The following is a 24,655-nucleotide window of genomic DNA, read 5'->3' on the forward strand; positions in this document are numbered from 1 at the left end:
CACGTCCCATGCCGACAGCGACACATCCGCCAATGTGACGGTGAACGAGGCGGTGGTCACGATAGACAAGGACGACGGCACCGGCGGAATAACGGTGGAGGCGGGGGATCTGATCACGTATACGATCCTTCTTGAGAATACCGGTGGCTGGACGGCGTACGACGTTGAGGTGACGGACCTGATTCCGGCGGGGCTCACATATGTTACGGGATCGATTACCACCACCTCGGGAACCGCTGATGCCGGCGGTGCTCCGAACCTCTCGTGGAGTATCCCGAGTATCGCGGTGGGACCCGCCAATGCGGTTGTGTTGTCCTACCAGGTGACGGTGGACGGGACGGTGCAGCCGAATGAGATCCTCTGGAACGACGCCCGGGTTGAGTGGACGAGCATCTCCGGGACGCCGTCTCCGAACGAGGAGCGAAACGGCACCGACGGCCTGCACAACAGCGGTGTGCTGAACGATTACAGCAACGAGGATGCGGATGACCTGGTGGTGGATACCGCGGCGAGCATCACGAAGACGCTGACGAATCCTGTAGGCGGCAGCGTGACCATACTTTCCGTGGTGACCTATGAAATCGAGATGGAGCTCCCGGATGCCACCATCCCGAGCCTGACGATCACCGATCACATGGGTCAGTGGATAGATTATCTCGCCACGACATCGGTGACCATGGGAGGCGTCGCCGTTACCCCCGTATTCAACCGCACCGGCCAGGATCTGACCTGGGAGTTTACGAACCTTGACGCCTCAGGCGGCGGAACGCTGAATATCATCTTCACCGCCGAGGTAATGGATATAGACGCAAACGACGATCTTGACACCATCCCCAACAGCGCAGAATATTACTATGAGGGATATGGCGCCTACACCCAGACCGGAGGTCCGGTGTCCGCAACGGATCTGACAATCCACGTGCCCGCGCTGACGATCACCAAGACCATCGCAAGCATCATCGGCGTGGACGGCACCGACCGGACCGCCCTGGCCGTGGTCGAGCCGGGGGACCGGGTGACATACGACATCACCGTCAACAACGTCGGCAGCGGCACCGCCTACGATGTGACAGTGACCGACAGCATCCTGGCGGAGTTCACCTATGTTGTGGGATCGGCGACGTCCGGCGGCGGCATCACGGTGTCCGGGCCGAATCCCTTGATATGGACGATAGCAAGCATCCCGGGGTACGGCTCGGAGACGGTGAGCTTTGAGGTGGATGTCACGAGCAGCGTCGTCGAGGGGAGCGTCTACACGAACTATGCGATTACGACCGGTGAAGACGAGCTGGGCAACACCATACCCGCGGACAACACCGATCACGTGCCCGCGGACACCTTCGTCATCGGCACAGGCGGCGTGCCCGAAGACAGCGCAGAAGTGGATGTTACCGCACGAACGCCGATCCTGAGCCTCGATAAGGAAGTCATATCGGTCAACGGCATCGCATATCCGGGTCTTTTAACGGTACAGCCGGGCGATTACATCGTCTACCGGGTGACCGTCAACAACACCGGCACCGGCACCGCCTACGACGTGGATATTTCCGATACGCTGCCCACGGGGTTGGGATACGGCGATCACCTTGCCACGGTTCCGCCGCCAACGCTCCCGTCCGGCACATATACAGACGCCTCGTGGACCGGGGGATATGCGGGAACCCATGACGGGACCGGAGCGCCGAACCAGCCGTCACCGGTAACCGGGACCATCACCTGGGACGGCTCGGCGATAAACAATACCGGACACCCCATCGTCACCGGCATTATCCTCACGGGAGGCGCCAGCTACGTGCTGGATTACGTGGTGTATGTCAATTCCGGCATCATTCAGGGCCTGCCGGTGGATAACCTGGCGGAGTCAGAATGTATCGACGGGGCGGGTACCACCGTGCCGTCCAATACCGATACCACCACACTCTTTACTCGGGAGCCCTTCCTGGTGACGGAGAAAGAGGTGACGGCCATCGACGGCGACCCGACAAACACCACCGTGGCCGTGGTGGGAAGCATCGTTGAATATACCGTCACCATCGAAAACGTCGGTGACGGCGACGCCGTGAATGTGAACATCTACGACACCATGCCCCTGGGCTTCGAATACGTGCCGGGAAGCGCCACCATCGGTGATCCCACAGCCATTATACTCGACGAGCTGCAGTGGCTGAACAACTACACGATTCTTTCGGGAGACGTTTTTACCTTCACCTTTGAACTGGAGGTGACCGCACGGACGTCCGGAGGCGATCAGATAAACACCATGTGGGTGGAGGGTGAGGACAACGCGGCGACGCCTATCGTCAAAGACGGATCGGCCATTACGCCGCTGGATACCGACGACGATGATCTGGACACCGCCCCCGTGTATGTAGATATCCCGACGCTGCCGCTGGTGCTGACGAAGACGGCGACGCCCAGGTCGGTAGCCCACGGCGGCGTGGTCAGGTATACCGTTACCTTTTCAAACAATAGAAAAATCGAGTTCTACAACGTTACCATCACCGATGTCCTGCCGTCGGGATTTACCTATCTGCCGGGTACAAGCATATTGGACGGCGCGACGATCGGCGATCCTTCCGGCGCCGGCACTACAACGCTGACCTGGAACATAGGCACCGTGGCGCCGGAGACGACGGTCGTTTTGGAATATCACGCCCTGGCGTCCCACGCCGCCTCATCGGGTGCGAATGTCAACAACGTAACCCTCAATATGGTTGACGGCGCGGGAAGAAAGTACAAACTCACAGCAAACGCCACCGTTTCGATAAAGAGGGGTGTGGCGTTTCCGCTGGCAAGCATGATCATGCCGGCGCTGCCTTCCACAGGCACCACACCTGGTGACACGGAGGGGTGGGGAGAGCGCCCCGGCGAGCGACGTGAAGGGGAGGAAGAGGAGGAGTCTGAACGGCTGTATAAGTGCTGCCTGGATGTCAGGAAGATCGCCATTCGATCGCAGGATTTCGGAGATTCGCTGCCCGGATATCCAGAGATCTATTACCAGACGGATATCGCCATGTACGCCGCGACTGAGCTCTTTATCATTGAGGATTACCTGTCGAAACGGCTGGCGCTCAACGGCATCGATCCGGATGGGGAATACCTGATGACCGGGCTTTATAACCGCGTGGTGGAAAAGCTCGGCGAGTATGCACAGTATAACCTCGGCAATGTCACCATGCAGTCTGAGCTGGGCATCCCGATGCGGTTCTCGCCGGTCATGCGGGAGACCATCCGGGAAAACGGCGTCAGCCCCGAGACGGCGGCGAAGATGTTGCTTTCCGATATGGCAAGGGCGGCGGGACTGGACGAGGTGCCGAAGATCGAGCCGATCTTCCTTGAATATTTCGGTTCCTATCCATACCTGGAAGACAAGATCGTTTCCGGCGAGCTGGCATGGAGCGAGGGATTGATGGATAAGAACATCATGCCCGCGGCGCTGGGGATGACGCTTTTGCGTACGTCCCACCAGTTGCCCGAATTCCTTGAAAGCGCCGATCCCATGAATCGCTTCTTCGGCAGGCTCATGTTGATGCTGTCTTTGGAGAAGCTGGAGGTGATGTCTTCGGAGATGATGGTGACGGCGGAATTTTCGCCGCCGGTGAAATATCTTCCCCATTACAGCCAAATCGAGATGAACGAGGCCGACGGTACCCTGGACTGGACAGTGGTGGATGAAACAAGCAGCCTGTATGATCATGCGTCGATGCTATGGGGTCTGTCGAAATTCAGGAGCGTGCTGCTCCACTCGAGCGATCCGGATGTGCGGGCGTCCCTGGATGTCGTCACCGAACGCCTGGGTGAGGTGTATACCGCTTTTGAGTCGGTCCATTACGATGAAGAAACCGGCGAATACAAGAGCCTGCATGCCCCCGGCGGCGGTGATGACGAGCGGATGGTAACCGCCCTCGACCTCGGATACACGGTGCTGGCCATGAGATCCATCTACAACGACAACAGGGATCTCAGGATGAACAGCCACGAGCCGATGCGCAGGATCGTGGATATCTGCGACTTTATGATAGAGAACATGATCTCAAAGCTGGACGGCGGTGTCTATACCTCATACGACTATGCAGAGGGCGCCCCGGATACCGGAACGAAGCGCACTCTGGTGGACAATTCCTTGGCGATCCGCGCATTCCTGAGCGCATATGTCATTACCGGGGACGAGAAATATCGTAAAGCCGCCCTGGACGTCTATGACTTCATGGTGGAAAACATCTGGGTGGAGGAGCATGAGATATTCGCCGACGAAGAGCGGTGGGACTACGACGTGGTGATGACGCCGCAGAATATCGGCGCCACCATGGGGGCCCTCAGGGAACTGACCCTCTACGGTGACGATCGGGAGATCATCGATTATCTGGATCGCATGTCCTTGTTGACCGAGCGTATTCTCGATCAGTCACAGCTCCAGCTCTATGAGAATCGGTTCTTCCCGTGGCATTCACCGGTTACTCTCATACCGGAAGATCCCAACGGCCGCTCGTACATCAAACCGATTATCACGCCGATTCGGGATCGGAGCATTACCCGTGATCTGGCCCCGATCCTGGTGCGGAAGATGGTGCTGAACCTGACTCCCGGAGGCGCGATGGCGACCGGCAATGAGGATAAGATATATGATTTTGCCAAGTGGAAGTCGGACCTCAGATATGAGGTGCCGGACCTGATCGCAAGCAGTATTGTGGACGATACCTTCGAGACCGATACCGGCATGTATTTCTCATCGCTCATTCACGACTATCGGGATAACCTGAACGACGAACTGCCGACATACAATCCCTATATCGCCGATCCGGAGATTCAGACGTACGGCGCGTATCTGAGCGACGAGGTGTCGCGCTTCAATATAAAGAATCTGACCATTAACTCGCGAATGGGTATTGAGTTGGTTGAGTCCTCGCTGGTCGCGGACCTTGCGGACGACCGGAGAATGAATTCGGACGATTACCTGGAGGCGTTCCTGAACGCACGGGTGCCTCAGATGGATGACGAATATGAATCCACCTTCCTGGCCCCGATTTTCGGTAAGATTAAGGGATTGACGGGAGCGGGCGTTGAGGATCGATTCGGACATGTCATTTATCTGGAATATGCATCGGGAAAACCCTTCTACACCGACGACATCGCCGGCGGGTGGGATGAAGACACCTTTGATGAAAGTCTCAGGATTTCCTCCATCGCCCAGACGATGATCAGGCAGATCATGCTCATCGAGGATTACGAGAACAGGGATGATCTCTTCAGTGGGGATATATTCGTCAGAGACATCATGGTGCTCACCGCGGCGGCCAAGAGGAGGTTCTTATCGGATCTTGCGGCGCATACCGAGGAGAATGGAATCAATCACATTCCACATACCTTCGACATGGTGTGGGATGACGATCTGGATCGTTATCTGCCTCATACAATCGATTCGGAAAGCGACCTGTTTGATCATGTATCTCTGATATGGGCCATGGCGCTGTGGATCGATTCCAGGGACAAGGGACTGTTCGACCGCTATGACGCATATCTCGATGACAGGGAGGCGGACGAGGAATTTCTCAATGAGTGCATAGACGATCTGCTTGAGAATCATTACAGCGAGGCACACGGAACCCTGGTGACCGGAAGCGTCGACACCATAGAGGTGAGCAGGGCGCTGGATATCCTGACGCGGGCGGCGGCACTCCTGCCGGACGGTGAAACGAAGGAACGCCTGACAACCCTGATCGAGCATCAGGCCGAATACATCATCAATAACATCCTGACGGACGAGGGAACCGTGCCCTTGGTGGAATTCGGAGGAGAGGTGCCCTACGAAACCCAGTGTCTGATGGAGCGTCTCGGCACCCATGTCTTCCCGATGCTGGCGGTGCTGGAGGCGTACGAAGTGACCGGGAACGAGCGATTTCTGAATGAAGTGATGCCTGCGTTTCTCCGATTCGATAAGGATAAATGGGTCCAGGAGTTGGGGCTCTATCTCTCCACGGGAACGGTCTACAAACAGGACGACTGGTCAAAGGTGGAGCTTGAATACACGAACACCGAGCTGATATCAACGATCCTTCTCATATCGGCGCTCCAGCCCTATATGGAAGGTGAGGATAAGATCCTGGCGGCGTTCCACATGACGACGTTCATGAATCGCCTCTTGGAGATTTCCAGCCTCGAACGATACCCGGGCAATGATGAATCACATATGGAGATATTCAGCCCGCAGATTATCAGAAAAGTCAAGATTGTTCTCGAAGAGTCTGAAGGCAGCGGCGAGCCGGGAGCTGTTTTTACCTTCCTCATCGCGGTCGATACCGCGTGCGATTTCGATACCGATATCGATCACGGGCTGTCCCGCGTTCGGATAGAGGATACGATTCCGGAAGGATTCCACTATGTGGCGGGAAGCACCACCATAAACGGGAGGCCGTCTCCGGATCCGGTGGGAACGAAGACCCTGAATTGGTATACGCCGTCCATCGGCAATGACAGCGTCCTGATCATCAGGTATCAGCTCATCGCGGACCCGGACAGCCCCCCCGGATACTACGTGAACGACTTGGATGTGATCTCGTTCTGGGAGTACCAGGGAGAGCTCTATCCCTGCGACGAAATGGGGATAGAGGAGACGATACGGCTTTTCGACGATATGTGGATTGATGCCGAAGAGGAGTGTATTCCCTGTCGATATGGTGAAATGACCCTACCGCAATAGAGAAAAAGCTCCGATTTTATCGGATACAGGGGCTGGGAGGAAGATAATATGACCGAAGGATTTTCCTTCGGTCATATGTCAAAATAATGGTACAGAACATGAACATATATAGAAAAATATGAATAAATAAAAATTGACATATGTGATATTCTCACATATACTAAAAATCCAGCCTGTTTTTGCACCGTGTTCAGACGTCTATTCAGACGATTCCAAAAATCGGCGTGAAGCGCCTCGATGTATTGGTAGTGTGGCATGAAATCCTTCCTTATCACCTATGATGACGGTACAGTAAGACGGCTCTCCATAGACGAGGACGTGTCCCGCTTTACCGTGGGGAGGGAGAAGCAAAATAATATCGTCATACATGATGACCGTATGTCCCGGGAACACGGCGTCTTCGAGGTTTCTCTTGACGGGATTGTGTATCGTGACAGCAGCAGGAACGGGAGCCTGGTGAATGGACGAGTGGTAAAAAACAGCGCCGTGTGGATGTATCCCGGGGATTCCATAGAGCTTTTCGGCGCGATGGTTTTATACGAAAACGACGGCACATCGAGCGATACGACGGGAAGGCTGAGCATCGAGTCGGACACCCCGTCGGTGCCCATTATGATGCAGGGGATATCGCCGCAGAGAAGGCTGCTGGCGGCAGTCGTCATTATTCTGATTCTGTCGGTGGTGGCGATTACTCTGGTATTTTTCATCAAGGAACGGCGTGAATTCCGCATCGATCCGGAAGGAACGATCGCACCGACGGGGACGGAATCGGTCGATACGGGAATCTCGATGGCGGATGAAATACCGGGATTGATGATTCTGGAATTTTACGCCGGCATCATTGCAGAAGAGGACGACCGGTTCGTTATCCTTGAAGAGACCACGACCATTCCACGGGTTCCCGGCACTCTCTTCGGTGTTTGTTTTCGATACGACGTCATTAACGGAGAGCCGGTGGAGTATTTCCAGGATGAGCAGTATCCATCATTCCCAAATACCTGGGAGGGATGGTCGGAAGGAAGCGGCGCCTTCACGCCGTTTCCGGATGCGCACAGGGCGGAGTATCGCACGACCCTCTCCCCGGAAGAGGATGCGGCGGCCAGGGTATGGTACGTAGACGAGGAGTACCCGCTGGGTGAGATGACCTGGGAGGTCTACTTCAATGATGTCCTGTATCGAACGATTACGTTCACGGTGGTGGAGTAGGGCGCGATACAACCCAATGATGGGTGTGAGTTATCATAACGGGACGGAGAAAACCGCCCCGTTTTTCATTATAGTTAACCAAAGTCCGGTTTTTCCAAAAGAAAACGGTTTTAAGGCACCTACCGCGTATCGGGTCCGAATGATCTCTCCATCAGACGGCATATCCGATATGACTATTTTCATCAGTAGACTGATCTTAACGACCTCTTGTGGTTTTAGCTGAGGCCGGATGATCATCATTTCGGCGTATTAAACGTAACCGACGGTCAGAGGAAGATGTCGCATAGATCTGTATCTCAGGAAGAGGGATTCGGACTTTTCTCGTTGACAAAAAGGTATCGGGTCGGTATGAAACATATGTCAGGAGGGAAAAGCCGAATGGTGAAATATCATCTCCGGCCGGCTTTCATTCGGAGCCCATCGATCAGGTACAGGAGAGTAACAGATGTCACATGCCCGTAACGATACCGTCCGAAGACAGCCGACGATCGTGACGAAAAGACTTGTCCTTCGGCCATTTCGCAACGCGGATGTCTCCCGGCTGGCCGAGCTCGCAAACGACAGGCGTATCGCACAGAAGACGCTTCTCATCCCCCATCCATACACGGAACAGACGGCGCGGGAGTGGATTGCGACACATCGGGGAAAATTCGAGAGGGGGGAGGATGTGGTGTTCGCCGTCACGACCGGAAATGACGAGGAGCCGATCGGCGCTGTGGGCCTGAGCATTTTCCACGAACACAACAGGGGGGAGATCGGGTATTGGATGGGGGTGCCGTACTGGAATCAGGGATACTGCACCGAGGCCGCCCGGGCGATGCTGGCCTACGGCTTTGAGGAGCTGAATCTTCATAAGATATGTGCAAATCATTTTGCAACAAATCCCGCATCGGGGCGGGTGATGGCGAATATCGGCATGACCCGGGAGGGGGTTTTCAAGAGCCATATCGAGAAGTGGGGTGAATATGAGGATATGGTCTGTTATGGGATTTTAAAATCCGAATATGTGAGCGGAGTATCACGGCAAGGCTCTGAGGGATGTAGCCCGTCCCGTACCGATATGGGGGAGTGAACGGTGGACGTGTGAAACAGAAGTTGTTCGACACTTTTAGGAACCACAATTTTTCACATGGTGTTTTCGCTTCGGTATGGTATAATTTTTTCAGGGGGTGAGGGCGGATCCGCGCTTTTTGAAAGTATAGGGACACCACAACAGTGGTGTTTTTTAGTATGAGGTGCGGGTTCAAAAGGGCGTCTCGGCGTTATGCTTAAGTACCTACGGAAGGTTTGTCTTTCATGCACGGACACACGGGAAAATACATCACGGTCAATCTTTCGAACGGCTCAGTGGAGGTCGAAACATACGATACGGCATTCGCCAGAAAATACCTGGGGGGCAATGGGTTCGCCGCGGCCCTGATCAGGGCCATGGTCCCCAAAGATTCCTCCCCGTTTTCCCCGGAAAATACCATTGTCTTTGCCGTCGGCCCCTTGACCGGCACGCCGGTATGGGGATGCGGTCGGGGTCACGTGGCGTCTATATCGCCGTTGACCGGCATTTTTGCAGATTCCAATTACGGCGGGGATTTCGCCGTCGCCCTGAAAAAGGCGGGCTGCGACGCCTTGGCGATAACCGGTGCTTCGGACACCCCGGTGTACCTGTCGGTGACCGGCGGGAGTGTCGTCATCAAGGATGCGTCGGACCTGTGGGGCATGGATACGAGGAAGGCCCATGAGGAGCTGATTTCCCGGGGAGAAAAGGGAATGCAGACGGCCATCATCGGTCCCGGCGGTGAGAACCGTGTCCTCTTCGCTTCGGTCATGATGAGCGGCAGGCGCCTGAGCGCCGCGGGTCGGGGGGGAGTGGGAGCCGTCATGGGGGCGAAGAAGCTGAAAGCCGTGGTTGCGGGAGGCGACGAGGAGATAACTGTTGCCGATAAGCCGGCACTCACGGAATATCTGAAGACACTGATAGACGATGTCAGGGAAAAGGCGAAAGGACTGACGGACATCGGCACGCCGATACTGGTCAACAAAATAAACGCCCACGGCACCCTGGGGACCAGAAACAACAGCCGGGAGACCTTCTCGCAGGCCGGGGCGATCAGCGGCGAGGTTATAAAAGAAAAATATATGGAGAAGCGTATTGCGTGTCGCGGGTGTCCCGTGGCGTGCGGAAAGACCGTGGCGGTGCCTCGGGGAGACGCCGGTGGCAGGTCGGTCAAGATGCCAGAATATGAGACCATATATTCCCTGGGCTCCATGCTGGAAAACGACGATATTATCTCGATCATGAACGCAAATTCCGTGTGCGACGACATGGGCCTGGATACGATTTCCATGGGGGTGACCCTTTCGTTTGTGGCCGAGTGCCTGGAGCGGGGGGCTGTCACGGAAGAGGACCTCGGATATCCAGTGCGCTTCGCGGACGGGGAACACTTGACGGATCTGGTGAAAAAAACGGCATATAAAGAGGGTGTGGGTGAATTGCTCGCCCTGGGATCGAGACGGCTTGCCGAGCGCTTCGGCGGGGATGCCGCACAATATCTGTACCAGGTGAAGGGGATGGAGATCGCCGGGCATTCCGCCCGGGGGCTCCGCATGATGAGCCTCGGGTACGCCACCTCTACCAGGGGGGGGAGCCATCACGACACACGGCCGGTCTATTCGGAGCCGGGGGTGGACCCCGGCTTCGAGGGTCAGGTGGAGTACGTCGTGAAGTGCCAGCATAACACCGCCGTGGGTGACTCCTTGGTGATGTGCCGGTTTCTCTACGAGCGGGCCTTCGGGATGGCGATTTCAGAGACACTGGTGAAGGTGATCGCCCTTGTGACCGGATGGGACCAGACCCTGGATGAGCTGGAACTGACCGGGGAGCGGATTTACACCCTGGAGCGGATTATCAGTACCGACCGGGGGATCAGGAGAGCCGACGATACCCTCCCCTATCGGGTAATGCACGAGCCGATCGGCGAGGGCCCGGCCAAGGGACGATACTGCCCCCCGGAGATCCTCAATAATATGCTGGACGCCTACTACAGGATGAGGGGGTGGGACGAAGACGGCGTTCCCACAGACGAGACGGTCTCACGTCTCGGGCTGGGGTAGCGCGTTCGATACGGAGGTCTTTTTTGATGAAAAAGATGAGCAAGGAAGACGCCCTTTCATATCATTCCCGGGGCCGTCACGGAAAAATCGAGGTACACAGCACCAAGGCGTGTCAAACACAGGAGGACCTGTCTCTTGCCTACACGCCGGGGGTAGAATGGCCGGTGCGAGCGATCGCCGAGAACGAGCAAAATTCCTACAAATATACCGTTCGCGGGAACCTCGTGGGGGTGATTTCGAACGGGACGGCCATCCTCGGCATGGGATCCCTGGGAGCCCTGGCTTCGAAGCCGGTGATGGAGGGGAAGGTAATGCTCTTCAAGCGATTTGCCGATATCGACGTGTTCGATATCGAGATAGACTCCACTGATCCGGAGGACATCATCAACGTGTGCCGCCTCATCCAACCGACCTTCGGCGGGATAAATCTGGAGGATATCAAGGCGCCGGAGTGTTTCCGGATCGAACAGGAGCTCAAGCGCATCCTGGACATTCCGGTGTTCCACGACGATCAGCACGGTACGGCGATTATCGCCGGGGCGGGGCTCATCAACGCCCTGGAGATTGCAGGAAAGAACATAGAAAATGTGTCCATCGTGGTCAACGGCGCCGGTGCGGCGGGCATCGCCTGTGCACGTTTCAGTCTGCTCCTTGGCGCGAAACAAGAGAACATTCTCATGTGCGATTCCAGGGGCGTCATATACACCGGTCGTTTCGGTGACATGAGCGAGGAAAAGCGGTTTTTCGCCGCGGATACGAAGCGGCGCACCCTGACCGACGCATTGGCCGGGGCGGACGTCTTTATCGGCGTATCGGTGGCCGGGGCCATGACGCCGGATATGCTTCGCTCCATGGCCGTGCGGCCCATCGTCTTTGCCATGGCGAATCCCAACCCCGAGATCAAATATGACACGGCGAAGTCGATTCGGGATGACGTCATCATCGCCACGGGACGGTCGGATTTCCCGAACCAGGTCAATAATGTTCTCGGTTTTCCGTTCATCTTCCGGGGTGCTCTGGACGTGATGGCAACCACCATCAACGATGAGATGAAGCTGGCCTGCGCCGGAGCGCTGGCGGACCTGGCGAAGAAGCCGGTGCCGGAGGAAGTATGCCGGGCCTACGGGGGGGAGACCTTCAGCTTCGGGCCTAATTACATCATCCCAAAGCCCTTCGATCCCCGGGCGCTGCCGGAGGTGTCGTGGGCGGTGGCCAGGGCGGCGATGATGGCGGGAGTGGCGCGGCAGCTGCTGGACCTGGATCACTACAAGGAAAAGCTGCGGGCATTGAGCGTCAGGTTGAACGATCTGCCCGAGGATTTCCCCTTCGACTGATCGGGGAAGAGAACGGGCAATGACCTTTTATACGGACGTAATGGGGGTCGTATGAGCAATTCTCGTGGGGAGCTGGAGGCGGTGCTTTCGTTCATGGTGAAGGGACCCCGTGATGGAGATCCCCCCACAAGTGACGAATTGGGGGCATGGTGGGATTACTTTCTCGATACGGCCCGTCCCTTTCACCATCCCATCGGTCGCGCGCTGATCGGGGGGAGGGTGGCCGATCGGGTCGGATACGCGTTCACCGCCGGGTACATCAGTGCGATTCACCGTCTCGTCCCGACAATCGGGATGGAGGAGACGGCGGCCCTGTGCGTATCCGAGGAGGGAGGCGCCCACCCGCGGAACATCAAGGCGACCCTCACGGAACGTGAAACACGGAAAAATGATCACGTCTTTTCATTGAGCGGTGAAAAGAGCTTTGTGACGAACGCGGACCTTGCGGAACACCTCGTGGTGGCGGCGTCTGTGGGCGAGACGGCTGGGGGTAAAAACGATATCCGCATAGTCGTGGTTGGCCGGAGCTCCCCCGGCGTGACGATTACCTCCCGGGATCCCCTTCCGTTCGTTCCCGAGGTGGTCCACGGCCGGGTGCGTTTCGACGATGTGCGGGTACCGGCCGGCGCGATTCTCCCCGGCGACGGATACACCGGCTACGTGAAGCCCTTTCGCACCATTGAGGATGTCCATGTCCTCGGGGGGATTGTGGGGTATCTTGCGAACGTGGGAATGCGGTTTCGCTGGCCGAAGGATGCGATCGAAGAAATCCTCGAACTTGCCGCGTCGGCGTGGTCCCTGGCGGGGGCGGACGCCCTCGACCCCGGAGTGCACGTCGCCCTGGGGGGACTTTTTCGGCGGTTGACCTCCTTTCTGGAGGAATCCGGCGAATACTGGGAGAAGACCGACGACGCGACACGGGAGAGATGGAAAAGGGACCGTCCCCTTTTGGACGTCGCCGGGAAGGCCCGGTCGATGCGGTTGGAGGCGGCGTGGAAAAGGTTGGAGGGGGCAGAGGAATGAGGGGGGAGTGAGGGACGTGCGCCGCCTGTGCAACGCGGTATCATAATCAATCAATATAATTCAATGGTATATCAGGGGGGAGAGAGGACTTTATGACGAAACGAGCTGATAATCCCGATTTCCACTACGAGGAGATGTTCCAGACGGGGGACGTTCACATTGAATACCTGCATCTGGGATCTGAGCATGTGGAAATCCAGCAGTGCGCCGGACGGGAGGTGCTGGTGGTCGGGCCGGAGGCGCTGACGATGCTCGCCCGCCGGGCGATGGGTGACGTCTCGTTTCTTTTGAGGACTTCCTTCCTCGAGGAGCTGGCCGAAGGCATGACGAATCCCGCGGCGTCGGAGAACGACCGATTCGTGATGAGGTCGCTTCTGAAAAATGCGACGATCGCGGCGGACCGTGTGCTGCCCCTGTGTCAGGATACCGGAACGGCCACGGTGTTCGGATTTCGGGGAACGGATGTCGTCTCTCCCGGGGATGAAAGGGAGGCATTGTCTCTGGGGATATATGAGGCGTATCGGGATAATAACCTCAGGCTCTCCCAACTGGCGCCGCTGACGCTCTTTGACGAGGAAAACACACGAACGAACCTCCCGGCACAGATCGATATCGAGTCGATCTCGGGGGGTGACTATCGATTTCTCTTCTCCGCCAAGGGGGGGGGGTCCTCCAACAGGACGTCCCTCTTTGTTGAGACCAAGGCGCTCCTGACGGAAAACGCTCTGGAGGCATTTCTTACAGAAAAGATCAATGCCGTCGGCACCGGCGGATGCCCGCCGTATCACCTGGCAGTGGTCATCGGCGGCACCTCGCCGGAGGCGAACCTCAGGGCCGTGAAACTCGCCGCGTCTGGATGGCTCGACGGCCTCCCCGACACAGGGAGCCGTTGGGGACGGGCCTTTCGGGATCGCGTGTGGGAGGAGAAAATCGTCCACATCGGTCGGGAGACCGGCCTGGGGGCGCAGTACGGAGGAGGCGCCCACATCCTCTCCGCCCGCCTGGTTCGCCTTCCCCGGCACGGGGCGTCGGTCTTTGTGGGCGTCGGCGTCTCCTGCAACGCACACCGGGTTATTGCCGCCAAGATAAATAAAGACGGCATATTCCTCGAAAAGTTGGAGCAACGCCCCGAGCGGTTTCTGCCCGGGGATGAGAGGGGTGATGGGACCGGAGCGGTCGCCGTCGATATGGATCAATCCATGGACAAGATCAGGAAAGCCCTCCACGGACTTCCGGTGGGGAGCCGGGTGGCGCTCTCCGGGACGATGATCGTCGCCCGGGACATCGCCCATGCACGGATGCAGAAGTTCATGGATACGGGAAACGATGTCCCCCGGTATATGAAGGACCACCCGGTCTACTATGCGGGCCCCGCCAAACAGCCCAAAGGATATCCCTCGGGGAGCTTCGGCCCCACGACGTCATCGCGCATGGACCCCTACGTGCCCGGCCTGATGGGGCGGGGGGCGTCTCTGGTGATGGTGGGAAAGGGGAACCGCAACAAGACGGTTCGAGACGCCTGTCGGCAATACGGGGGATTCTACCTGGGGGCCGTTGGGGGGGCCGCGGCGCTGATCGCACACGAACACATCACCTCGGTCCGCACGATCGATTTCGCAGACTTGGGTATGGAGGCCGTTCGGAAGATCATCGTCCGCGACCTGCCGGTGTTCATCGTCTTCGACGATCAGGGAAACAGCCTCTACGACCGATGATCGAAGGTGCGTCGCACTTCGTCCCCGTGACAACGACCGGGACAACTTCTCTCCATACACAGTCCTACCCCTTCCTGCCGGGATCGTCTATAAAACATCATTCCTCTATTTAATAATTTGTAAGTACTGTGAATACGCACCTTTATCGACCGTGCGGGGGCCGGCCGCAGGGGGAGTTCCTCGACCGTGATATCAAGGTGTTATCGGGGATGTCAGGTGGAACTTTTAGATCGTCCGGATGGAGAATCGTTCGGGGGGCGTGAGGCCTGCTCGATCATCGAAAGAGCCAGGAGTTATCAGTCTGCATCATTTCGATACCGACAGACATCTTCAGCGAAAATTTCAGAATCGACCGGGACGTTTTCCGTGTTGTGCAGCATTTCTTTGAAGCATATAAAATACTATAAAATCACTCATAATATTCCTTTACAACGGGCCTTATGGTTGTTATATTTAAATTAAAGTCTAACAAGAATAGTTATCATTATGATATGAGGACGGATATGAATTTCAGATGGGCGGCGTTCGCGTTGGCTATACTGTTTCTGGCGCAGTGCAGTGGGGAGGTGTCGAGTGTGCCGGGGGTAATCGACGGGCGATTGGCCCCTTGTTCCGGCGGCGCCGACTGCGTGTCGTCTTACTCGGATGACCCCGCTCATTGGGTGGAGCCGCTTTCCTTCGACGGATCGGTGAAGGAAGCCGAGACGATACTTTCCGCTGTGATCGATTCAATGAAGCATGTAAAGCGTGTGACCGTGGAAGACGCCTACATCCATGCGGAATATGTATCGGGTTTATTTCGGCCCGCAGGAGACGTTGAGTTTCTCGTCGACGGGGAGGGCGGCCTGATACATGTGCGGTCGGCGTTAAGAAAGGAAAATAAAGATATGGAAACGAACAAAAGACGGATCGAGGAGATACGGACGGCCTTTGAGGAGAGTATGGCGGAGAATTCGGATGTGTCCGGACGGCCGGAAAAAATCATCAAGACAGACGAGGAATGGCGGGAAATACTCCCGCCGGATGTGTACCACGTGACCCGGGAGAAGGGAACCGAGAGTCCCTTTACCGGGGAGTACTGGGACAATAAGGATGAGGGGGTATACCTCTGCGCGGTCTGCGGCCTGCCGCTCTTTTCATCCGAGACGAAATTCGAATCCGGCACCGGCTGGCCAAGCTACTGGGCGCCTATAGATGAAGACCATATTACGGAAGAGAAAGACACGAGCTTCGGCATGGTCAGGAACGAGGTGCTGTGCTCTCGGTGCGATTCCCATCTAGGCCACGTGTTTCACGACGGCCCAAAACCCACGGGGCTCAGATACTGCATCAACTCCCTTGCCCTCACGTTTGTGCCAGAGGGCGGCGAATGATGGATGTGAGGATGCATCAGATGAACACGAAGGTTGTAAAATAATTCCTTCTTATCGACGTCTGTATGGGAAGCAAACATTATTTCGAAGACTCTCTATCCCGGACGCATTGACGTGTGGGGGAATCGGGATTATCGGAGGGGACACAAGGAAAACGGGAGTCGGCGTGTGATATTGAGTATATCACACATGGTGCGTCCGGAAAGGGGTGAGACATGGATATAAAAGAGCGTCAGGGCTCCCTTCGCCGTCTGGCGGACGAGAAAAGCCCCTATCTGATCCAGCATGCGGACAACCCGGTCGAGTGGTATCCCTGGGGGGAGGAGGCGTTCGAACGCGCCGCCCGGGAGGATAAGCCTCTCTTTCTCTCCATCGGGTATTCCACCTGTCATTGGTGCCATGTCATGGCCCATGAGAGCTTCGAGGATGACCGGGTGGCGACGTTTTTGAACGAGCATTTTATTTCCATCAAGGTGGATCGGGAGGAGCGCCCGGATGTCGATGCCGTCTACATGGCGGCATGCCTGGCCATGACCGGTTCCGGCGGGTGGCCCCTGACGCTGTTTCTGACGCCGGAAAAGCTCCCGTTTTTCGCGGGCACCTATTTCCCGAAGACGTCCCGTCCGGGCGTACCGGGATTTCTCGACCTGCTCCATCGAGTGGTCGAGGCGTGGCGGCACGATCGAGGCAGGATAGACGAGGCCGGGCGAGAGATCACCGCTCATCTGAAAAAAGTCCATAAATCGGAAGGCGGCGGTACGATAGATGAATCCCAGCTCCATCGAGGATACACAGAGCTCGAGCGGGCGTACGATCCCCTCAGGGCGGGATTCGGCCCCGCGCCGAAATTTCCGATACCCCACCATTTGATGTTTCTTGTCAGGATGTATCGCCAGGGTGGCAACGACCGCGCACTCGGGATGGCGACGGAAACCCTGGATCGGATAAGAAACGGCGGCATCTTCGACCAGGTGGGCCTCGGCGTTCATCGATACGCCACGGACAACACGTGGCTGGTGCCGCACTTCGAAAAGATGCTGTACGACCAGGCCCTGGTCTCCCTCGCCGCAGTGGAGGTCTTCCAGATTACCGGAAACCGCCGATATGCAGATATCGCCGATGACATCCACGCCTATGTGCTCGGGCGCATGACGGATCGGATGGGGGGATTTTATACCGCCGAGGACGCCGACAGCGACGGCGGCGAGGGGCGGTTTTATACCTGGACGCCCCGGGAGGTGCGGGAGATCCTCGATCGCAACGAGGCGGAGATCGCGTGCGGATTCTTCGGCATCACAGAGGGAGGGAATTTTGAGGACGGCAGGAGCATCCCCCATGTGACATCAAGCCCGGACGAATTCGCCGCATCCCGGGGGATCGATCCGGGAGGATGTATAGAAAAGATTGAGGAGATCAGGAAGAAGCTTTTCGCCGCACGGGAGGGGAGACCCCGGCCGCTTCTGGACGACAAGATCATCACCGGCCTGAACGGACTGATGATCGCGTCCCTCGCCCGGGCCGGGCGGGTGCTGGGGGACAACCGTCGCATCAGTGCGGCGAGGAGGGCGGCGGATTTCGTGCTGCGGGAGCTGACGGACGATCGGGGCGGGCTCTTTCGGCGGTATCGCCGGGGAGACCGAACGCAGCCCGGATTTCTCGACGATTACGCATATTTCACCTGGGGGCTTTTGGAGCTTTTCGAGGCGTCGGGTGAGCCGACCTATCTTGAGCGGGCGGTTCACTTCACCGATGAGATGAAAAGACGGTTTTACGACCCCGACGGCGGCGGGTATTTTCTCTCCGACAGATTCGCCGAAAAGATGATCATTGCTCAAAAGGATTATCATGACACCGCCGTGCCGTCTGGGAGCTCCGTAGCGGCACTGAACCTGGTTCGGCTCTTCGAATTCACAGGCCTGGACGAGTACCGCGTATCCGCCGGGGAGTTGATCGCCGACATGGCGCAGGAAGCCGGGCGGTACCCCTCGTCCCACACCATGTACCTGACGGCGCTGGACGTCCATCTTTCATCGTCGATGAGGGCGGTTGTTGTGGGTCGAAAAGGTGATCCTGCAACCGAGAGGATGAGGAAAATCGCCGGCCGGTATCTCTCTTTGGGTTCTGTCCTGATATACAAGGACATAGATGATAATACCGGACTCCTGGAGAAGATCGCCCCCGATACCGGGTCGATGCGGATGGTGGACGGGAGAGCGACGGTCTATCTCTGCCGAAATCGGACGTGTATGGAACCCGTGACCGATCCCCAGGTTATGAAATCGGTTCTGAAAGAGGGCGGCTCGGCGCTGCATGAAGGCCGATGAGTTAAGATGGCCCTGTCATATCCATAGGCGGCGGATCTGATTCGCTCCCGCTGTTTTTTTATGGTAGAGTACATCAAAGACAACAATATGTGTCGTAGATACTCCAGAAGGACGGGGAGTACGTCGCACGATATTGAAATGCTCGGAATCTCTCATATGGGCAGAGAAAGGCGACATACATCATGGGAATTCTCAAAAAAGCGGTGTCTCTCGCACGCAGCCGAAACAGCATCTTCCTTCTCTCCCTGGTGCTGGCCCTCACGCTGCCGGAAGGAGTGCGCTATACCCGGCCGGTGATGCTTGTTTTTCTGGGTGTGGTGATGACCGTCTCGATGCTGGGCATTGGAAGCGAACTGTGGGAAAAACCCTCACGGGCCCTTGTGTACGCCGCCACAGGTGTCGGCGGCAGTTACCTGCTGTTGGGCGGCTTGACGATTGCGCTCTCGAAAATTGTTATGGATACGCCCGATTTCCTGGCCGGTTTTCTTCTCATTGCCGCCGCCCCTCCGGCGGTGGCGGTGATGCCGTTTACCGATATGTTCCGGGGAAACCGCACGCTCACCCTGACGGCCATCCTGGCGGGATACGCCGCCGCCTTCGTCACCCTTCCCCTGATGTCGTTCGTCGTCTCAGGGGAATCATTGATCGAGCCGAAGCGGCTCATGCTGACCGTCGGCGGGCTGATTGTCGCCCCGTTTCTGATCTCCCGGATCATCCGTCTGATGCGGTTTGACGTGAGTCTTGAGCCGTACCGCGGGCCGATTACGAACTGGTCGTTCTTTGTGGTCATGTATACCATCGTGGCCGTCAATAGAGACGTGATTCTGGAACATGTCGGGGCCCTTCTGCCGGTGGTGTTGGTGAGCGTATCTGTGACGTTTATACTCGGCCTTCTGGTATATGTCGTCACTGTGAGGGGGGGATTGGGTCATGAAGACGGCGTCAGCCTGACGCTCCTTTTCACCCTCAAGAACTATGCCCTGGCCGGCGGTATCGCATTGATATTTATTTCCGATATATCAGCCATTCCCGCGGCGATACAGACCGCAGTGATGATTCTTTATGTCATCTGGCTCGATCGTTTTTTTCAAAAATATCGTCCGGATGAAAAAAAAAGACTGGACAAATCAAAATAATTGACTATATTACTCTGTTATTATAGTGTAAGAGAAACGAGGGGGATGAATCATGAAGACGATAAAAATAAAAGGTATGTCGTGTCAGCACTGCGTGAAGGCGGTGACTGGAGCGCTCACGAATATTGACGGCATAAAGAACATATCGGTGTCGCTTCAAAACGGTGAGGCGGTTTTCGACGAGGTCGGCCCCGTCGATTATGACGAGGTGAGAAGAAACATCGAGGATGCGGGCTATGAACTCGAATCGTGAAAAGACCGAAGCCCGGCTTTCCATATCAGGGATGGACTGCCCGACCTGTGTGGTGCGGCTGGAAGAGGGGCTGAAGAATATTCCCGGAGTGGAAGAGGCACAGGTCAACTTCGCGGCGGAGAGCGCCTCGGTCTCCTACGACCCGAATCGAGTCAAGAGCACAGACCTGGTCGATGCGGTACACTCCATGGGATATACCGCTGTGGAGAAAGCGGCGGGCACGGGTGACGGCATGTCCCGTGTCACGATTTCCGTGGGGGGTATGACATGCGCTGCCTGTGTACGGCGGGTCGAGAAGGCCCTGGAGGCCGTGGAGGGTGTCTCCGAGGCATCGGTGAACCTCGCCACCGGAAGGGTGGACGTCCGATATGATGTGGGGGTGGCGGATATCGCGGCGATCAGGGCTGCGGTGAGGGGAGCGGGCTACGATTTTCTCGGGGTGTCGGGAGGTCACACAGATGACGATCCCATCGAGCGGATGCGGAAGAAGGAAGAACGGGACCTGGTCACGCGGCTCATCGTGGGCATCGTTCTCACGATTCTCGTTTTCATCGGCTCCATGCCGATGCTCTTCCCCTTCGTACGGACAGTCCCCGATGCAACCCGCCTGCCTCTGTTGTTTCTTTTAACCACGCCGGTGCTCTTCTGGGTGGGCGGACGGTTTTACCGCGGCGCACTCAAGGCGCTGAAGCAGAAAACCGCGGACATGAACAGTCTGGTGGCGGTGGGAACGCTGTCGGCGTATCTTTATTCCACGGTGGCCGTGCTCTTTCCCCGCCTCTTCTCGACAACGGGGATTCTCCCCCATGTCTATTTCGACGGCGCCGCCATGATCGTCACCATCGTGCTTCTGGGGAGGTTTCTGGAGGCGCGGGCCCGGGGCAGGGCGTCCGATGCCATAAGAAGGCTGGTGGATCTATCGCCGAAAACCGCCCGTCTCCTGCGGGAAGGAAGGGAGGAGGAGGTGCCGGTGGAAACCCTGGTGCCCGGTGATGTGGTGCTGGTTCGTCCCGGAGAGAAGATCCCGACCGACGGGGTGATCGAGTCCGGGTCGACGGCGGTGGACGAATCGATGCTCACCGGTGAATCGAATCCGGTGGAAAAGAGGGTTGGGGACGACGTCTTCGGTGGAACCATCAACCGTACCGGCGGCGTGACGTTTACGGTGTCGAAAGTGGGAAGCGGGACGATGCTCGCCCGTATCATCGAGCTGGTGGAACAGGCCCAGGGATCCAAGGCCCCCATCCAGCGGGCGGCGGACAGGGTGGCGGCGGTGTTCGTCCCGGTGGTCATGAGTATCGCCCTGGCGGCGTTTTTGGTGTGGTTTTTTCTGGTCCCCGGCACAACCTTCGCCCAGGCGCTCCTGATCTTCGTATCGGTCCTGATTATATCATGTCCCTGCGCCATGGGCTTGGCGACGCCGGTGGCCGTGATGGTGGGGACGGGTCTCGGTGCGTTTTCCGGCGTGCTGATCCGGGGGGGCGAGAGCTTTGAGCGGGCATATCGGGTAAACACGATAGTATTCGACAAAACCGGCACGCTCACCGAGGGCACCCCCCGGGTGACGGACGCGGTGGCTGCGGTGGGGGCCTCCGAACGCGAGCTCTTGTCCGCCGCGGCGACGGCGGAAGCGAGGTCGGAGCATCCCCTGGCGGCGGCGATCGTGCAGTCGGCGGCATCGATGGGGATAACGCCGGACGAGGTGTCCGAAACCACGGCGCTCTCGGGCCTGGGGGTGCGGGCGGTGACGGATGTGGGAACGATATTGGCGGGCAGCAACGAGCTCTTTTCCCAAAGCGGCATCGATGATGCGGGTATGTTCGACGTCGCCGAAACCTACAGGAGAGCAGGAAAGAGTGTGGTGTTTGTGGCCAAAGAGGACGCGCTCCTCGGGTTCGTCGCGTTGAGGGATGAGCCGAAGGCGGAATCGAGAGAGGTCGTTCGGGAGCTCATCCTGCGGGGGGTCGACGTGGTCATGCTGACCGGGGATAATGAGTCGACCGCCGAGGCCATCGCCCGGGACCTGGGCATCGAAAAAGTCGTGGCGGGGGTCCTCCCCGAAGACAAGGCGCGGCGGCTTGCAAACTTTCAGGGAAAGGGGAGGATCGTGGCGATGGTGGGGGACGGTGTCAATGACGCCCCGGCGCTTGCCCAGGCGGATGTGGGCATAGCCATGGGGGCGGGAACAGACGTGGCCATCGAGGCGGCGGACGTGACCCTGATGAGAAACGACCTGACGGCGATTCTTTCGGCCCTGGACCTCTCTCGGATGACCATGAGGAACATCAAGCAGAATCTCTTCTGGGCGTTTTTCTACAACAGCCTGGGGATACCGGTTGCGGCGGGCGTGCTCTACCCGGTGGCGGGGATATTCTTAAGCCCCGTGATGGCGGCGACGGCGATGGCATTGAGCTCCATCTTCGTGGTGAGCAATTCCCTCAGGCTTCGTTTCTCGTGGAGGCGGCGCACAAAAAAATAATCGAATATTGCATTGTAAGCGATACTGAAATTATATATAATGTATGTGTACTTTTAATACAGAGAAATAGTAAAGGAGAGCTGACCATGCTCGATATAGAAGGATTGAAGGTGGAGGTGGAGGGAAAGGTTGTGCTCAAGAACATCAACCTTCACGTACCCGATGGGAAAACCCACGTGCTCTTCGGCCCGAATGGCTCGGGCAAGACATCACTCTTGATGACGATCATCGGCTATGAGGGATACAATGTCCTCGACGGCGAGATCTATTTCAAGGGGGAGCGTATTACGGACCTCTCAGTGGACGCCCGGGCGAAGATGGGCATCGGCATGTCCTTTCAGCGGCCTCCCTCCGTGGACGGCCTGAAGCTGGGGGATCTGCTGGGGCTTCTGGGGTGTGAGGGGGATGACCTCGCGCGTCTCGCGGAGAGCCTTCGATTCAAGGAGTTCCTGGATCGCGATCTGAACGTCGGCTTTTCCGGAGGGGAGATCAAGCGTTCGGAGCTTTTGCAGCTGATGGTACAGGGACCGGAACTCTTGTTATTCGACGAGCCGGAGTCCGGGGTGGACCTTGAGAGCATACACCTCATTGGGAACACCATCAACCAGTTGATTCATGGGTACGGCCTGGGGGGCAAGGAATACTGTTTGAAAAAAGATCGGGAGAACATTACACGCTCGGGGTTGATCATCACCCACACCGGACACATCCTGGATTACGTGAACGCCGACCAGGCCAGCGTCATCTATGACGGCGTTATCGCCTGCCAGGGACACCCCCGGGAGCTGCTCCGAGGGATTTCACAACATGGATACGAGGAGTGCCTGAAATGTCTGAAACAGTAGATAAATCCATCGTCGATGAATACGTACACGAGGGTGGGGAGCATGAGTATATTGATGACCTCGACTCCATCTCAGGGGCCGACCGGGAGCGCATGACCCTGGCGGGGATCGACACCACAGGCGACGAGCGCTCGGGCACCTACATCCAGAAGGATCACAGCGTTGTGCACTGCAATGTGGCCCAGGAGGGTCTTGAGATCATGGACATCCAAACAGCCCTCAAGACCCACGACTGGCTGGAGGAATATCTCTGGCGGATCGTCCCCAGAGACAAGGACGAATTTACCAAAAAAGTGGTGGAAAAGCCGCATTTAGGCTATTTTATCCGGGCGCTGCCTGGGGTGAAATCCCTTAGGCCGGTCCAGGCGTGCCTCTATCTTGCTACGAACAACATATCCCAAAATGTGCATAATATCATTATCGCGGAGGAGGGATCGGAGCTTCACATCATCACCGGCTGTTCCACAACACCGGGGCTGGCCAGCGGCCTGCATATCGGCGTCTCCGAGTTGTATGTAAAGAAGAACGCCTCCCTCAGCTTTACGATGATCCATAACTGGGGCGAGGGGATCACCGTCAGGCCACGCTCCGCCACCCGCATCGAGGACGGCGGACGATTCGTCAACAACTACATCATCCTCAACCCGGTCGAGACCATCCAGATGTACCCGATGGCCTACCTTGAGGGGGATGATTCGGTGGCCCGCTTCAATTCTGTGCTGGTGGCCCCCAAGGGGGCCGAAATGGACATCGGCAGCGGCGTTGTGCTGACCGGTGCTCGGTCCCGGGCGGAGATCATCTCCCGGGCGATCACCACCGGCGGACGCATCACGGCCCGGGGTCGCCTGATCGGGAAGGTGCCGGGGGCCCGGGCGCACCTTGAGTGCAAGGGATTGATTCTGGGGGACGGGTCGGTTATCGCCATCCCCGAGCTTGAGGGACACAGCGAGGGGCTGGAAATGTCCCACGAGGCGGCGGTGGGCCGCATCAATCAGGACGAGATACAGTACCTGATGGCCCGAGGACTCTCGGAGGAGGAAGCCATCAGCGTGATCGTTCGGGGCTTTCTGAAGGTGGACATGGAGGGCCTGCCGCCGGAACTCCAGACGGAGATCGATAAGAACATCAGGCTGGGTGATTCCGGAGCCATGTAGGGGGACCG

14 protein-coding genes are annotated in these 24,655 nt (G+C 57.4%); all 14 read left to right on the plus strand.

All coding sequences use genetic code 11. The features are described from left to right. Positions 1-34 precede the first annotated feature (34 nt). The 14 genes from JW885_10340 (at position 35) to JW885_10405 (ending at position 24,647) form a co-directional block, all read left to right on the plus strand. Positions 35-6,697 (plus strand): DUF11 domain-containing protein, encoded by a 6,663-nt coding sequence (locus tag JW885_10340; GenBank protein MBN1882560.1) that lies wholly within the window; start codon positions 35-37, stop codon positions 6,695-6,697. Between the two features lie 255 nt (positions 6,698-6,952). Further along, positions 6,953-7,903: an FHA domain-containing protein gene (locus JW885_10345; protein MBN1882561.1), complete on the plus strand. Its 951-nt coding sequence runs from the start codon at positions 6,953-6,955 to the stop codon at positions 7,901-7,903. A gap of 445 nt (positions 7,904-8,348) precedes the next feature. Beyond that, positions 8,349-8,975 (plus strand): GNAT family N-acetyltransferase, encoded by a 627-nt coding sequence (locus JW885_10350; GenBank protein ID MBN1882562.1) that lies wholly within the window; start codon positions 8,349-8,351, stop codon positions 8,973-8,975. A 224-nt stretch (positions 8,976-9,199) separates the two neighbouring features. Beyond that, positions 9,200-11,011, plus strand: coding sequence for an aldehyde ferredoxin oxidoreductase family protein (locus JW885_10355; GenBank protein MBN1882563.1), 1,812 nt, complete (start codon positions 9,200-9,202; stop codon positions 11,009-11,011). Between the two features lie 35 nt (positions 11,012-11,046). Continuing rightward, the gene (locus JW885_10360; protein MBN1882564.1) at positions 11,047-12,345 is read left to right on the plus strand and encodes a malate dehydrogenase; all 1,299 of its coding nucleotides are present in this window, start codon (positions 11,047-11,049) and stop codon (positions 12,343-12,345) included. Positions 12,346-12,396: 51 nt separating this feature from the next. Then, entirely contained in the window at positions 12,397-13,368 is a 972-nt protein-coding gene (locus JW885_10365; protein MBN1882565.1) for an acyl-CoA dehydrogenase family protein, read from the plus strand. A gap of 134 nt (positions 13,369-13,502) precedes the next feature. Continuing rightward, a complete protein-coding gene (locus JW885_10370; GenBank protein ID MBN1882566.1) occupies positions 13,503-15,083 on the plus strand; it encodes a fumarate hydratase C-terminal domain-containing protein in 1,581 nt (526 codons plus the stop codon). Between the two features lie 503 nt (positions 15,084-15,586). Beyond that, positions 15,587-16,456, plus strand: coding sequence for a peptide-methionine (R)-S-oxide reductase MsrB (gene msrB, locus JW885_10375; protein ID MBN1882567.1), 870 nt, complete (start codon positions 15,587-15,589; stop codon positions 16,454-16,456). A gap of 215 nt (positions 16,457-16,671) precedes the next feature. Continuing rightward, positions 16,672-18,780, plus strand: a complete 2,109-nt coding sequence (locus JW885_10380; GenBank protein MBN1882568.1) for a thioredoxin domain-containing protein — start codon at positions 16,672-16,674, stop codon at positions 18,778-18,780. Positions 18,781-18,962: 182 nt separating this feature from the next. Continuing rightward, the gene (locus tag JW885_10385) at positions 18,963-19,916 is read left to right on the plus strand and encodes a hypothetical protein (protein ID MBN1882569.1); all 954 of its coding nucleotides are present in this window, start codon (positions 18,963-18,965) and stop codon (positions 19,914-19,916) included. Between the two features lie 52 nt (positions 19,917-19,968). Continuing rightward, positions 19,969-20,169, plus strand: a complete 201-nt coding sequence (locus JW885_10390; GenBank protein MBN1882570.1) for a heavy-metal-associated domain-containing protein — start codon at positions 19,969-19,971, stop codon at positions 20,167-20,169. Then, on the plus strand, positions 20,153-22,648 hold the full coding sequence (locus JW885_10395) for a copper-translocating P-type ATPase (protein ID MBN1882571.1): 2,496 nt from the start codon (positions 20,153-20,155) through the stop codon (positions 22,646-22,648). The genes JW885_10390 and JW885_10395 overlap by 17 nt, the downstream gene beginning before the upstream one ends. 86 nt (positions 22,649-22,734) lie before the next feature. Further along, complete coding sequence (locus tag JW885_10400) at positions 22,735-23,493, plus strand: ATP-binding cassette domain-containing protein (protein MBN1882572.1); 759 nt, start codon at positions 22,735-22,737, stop codon at positions 23,491-23,493. Continuing rightward, on the plus strand, positions 23,478-24,647 hold the full coding sequence (locus tag JW885_10405) for a SufD family Fe-S cluster assembly protein (GenBank protein ID MBN1882573.1): 1,170 nt from the start codon (positions 23,478-23,480) through the stop codon (positions 24,645-24,647). The genes JW885_10400 and JW885_10405 overlap by 16 nt, the downstream gene beginning before the upstream one ends. Positions 24,648-24,655 lie beyond the last annotated feature (8 nt).

This window comes from Candidatus Zymogenaceae bacterium (genome assembly GCA_016931225.1).
GTDB lineage: Bacteria > Desulfobacterota > Zymogenia > Zymogenales > Zymogenaceae > JAFGFE01.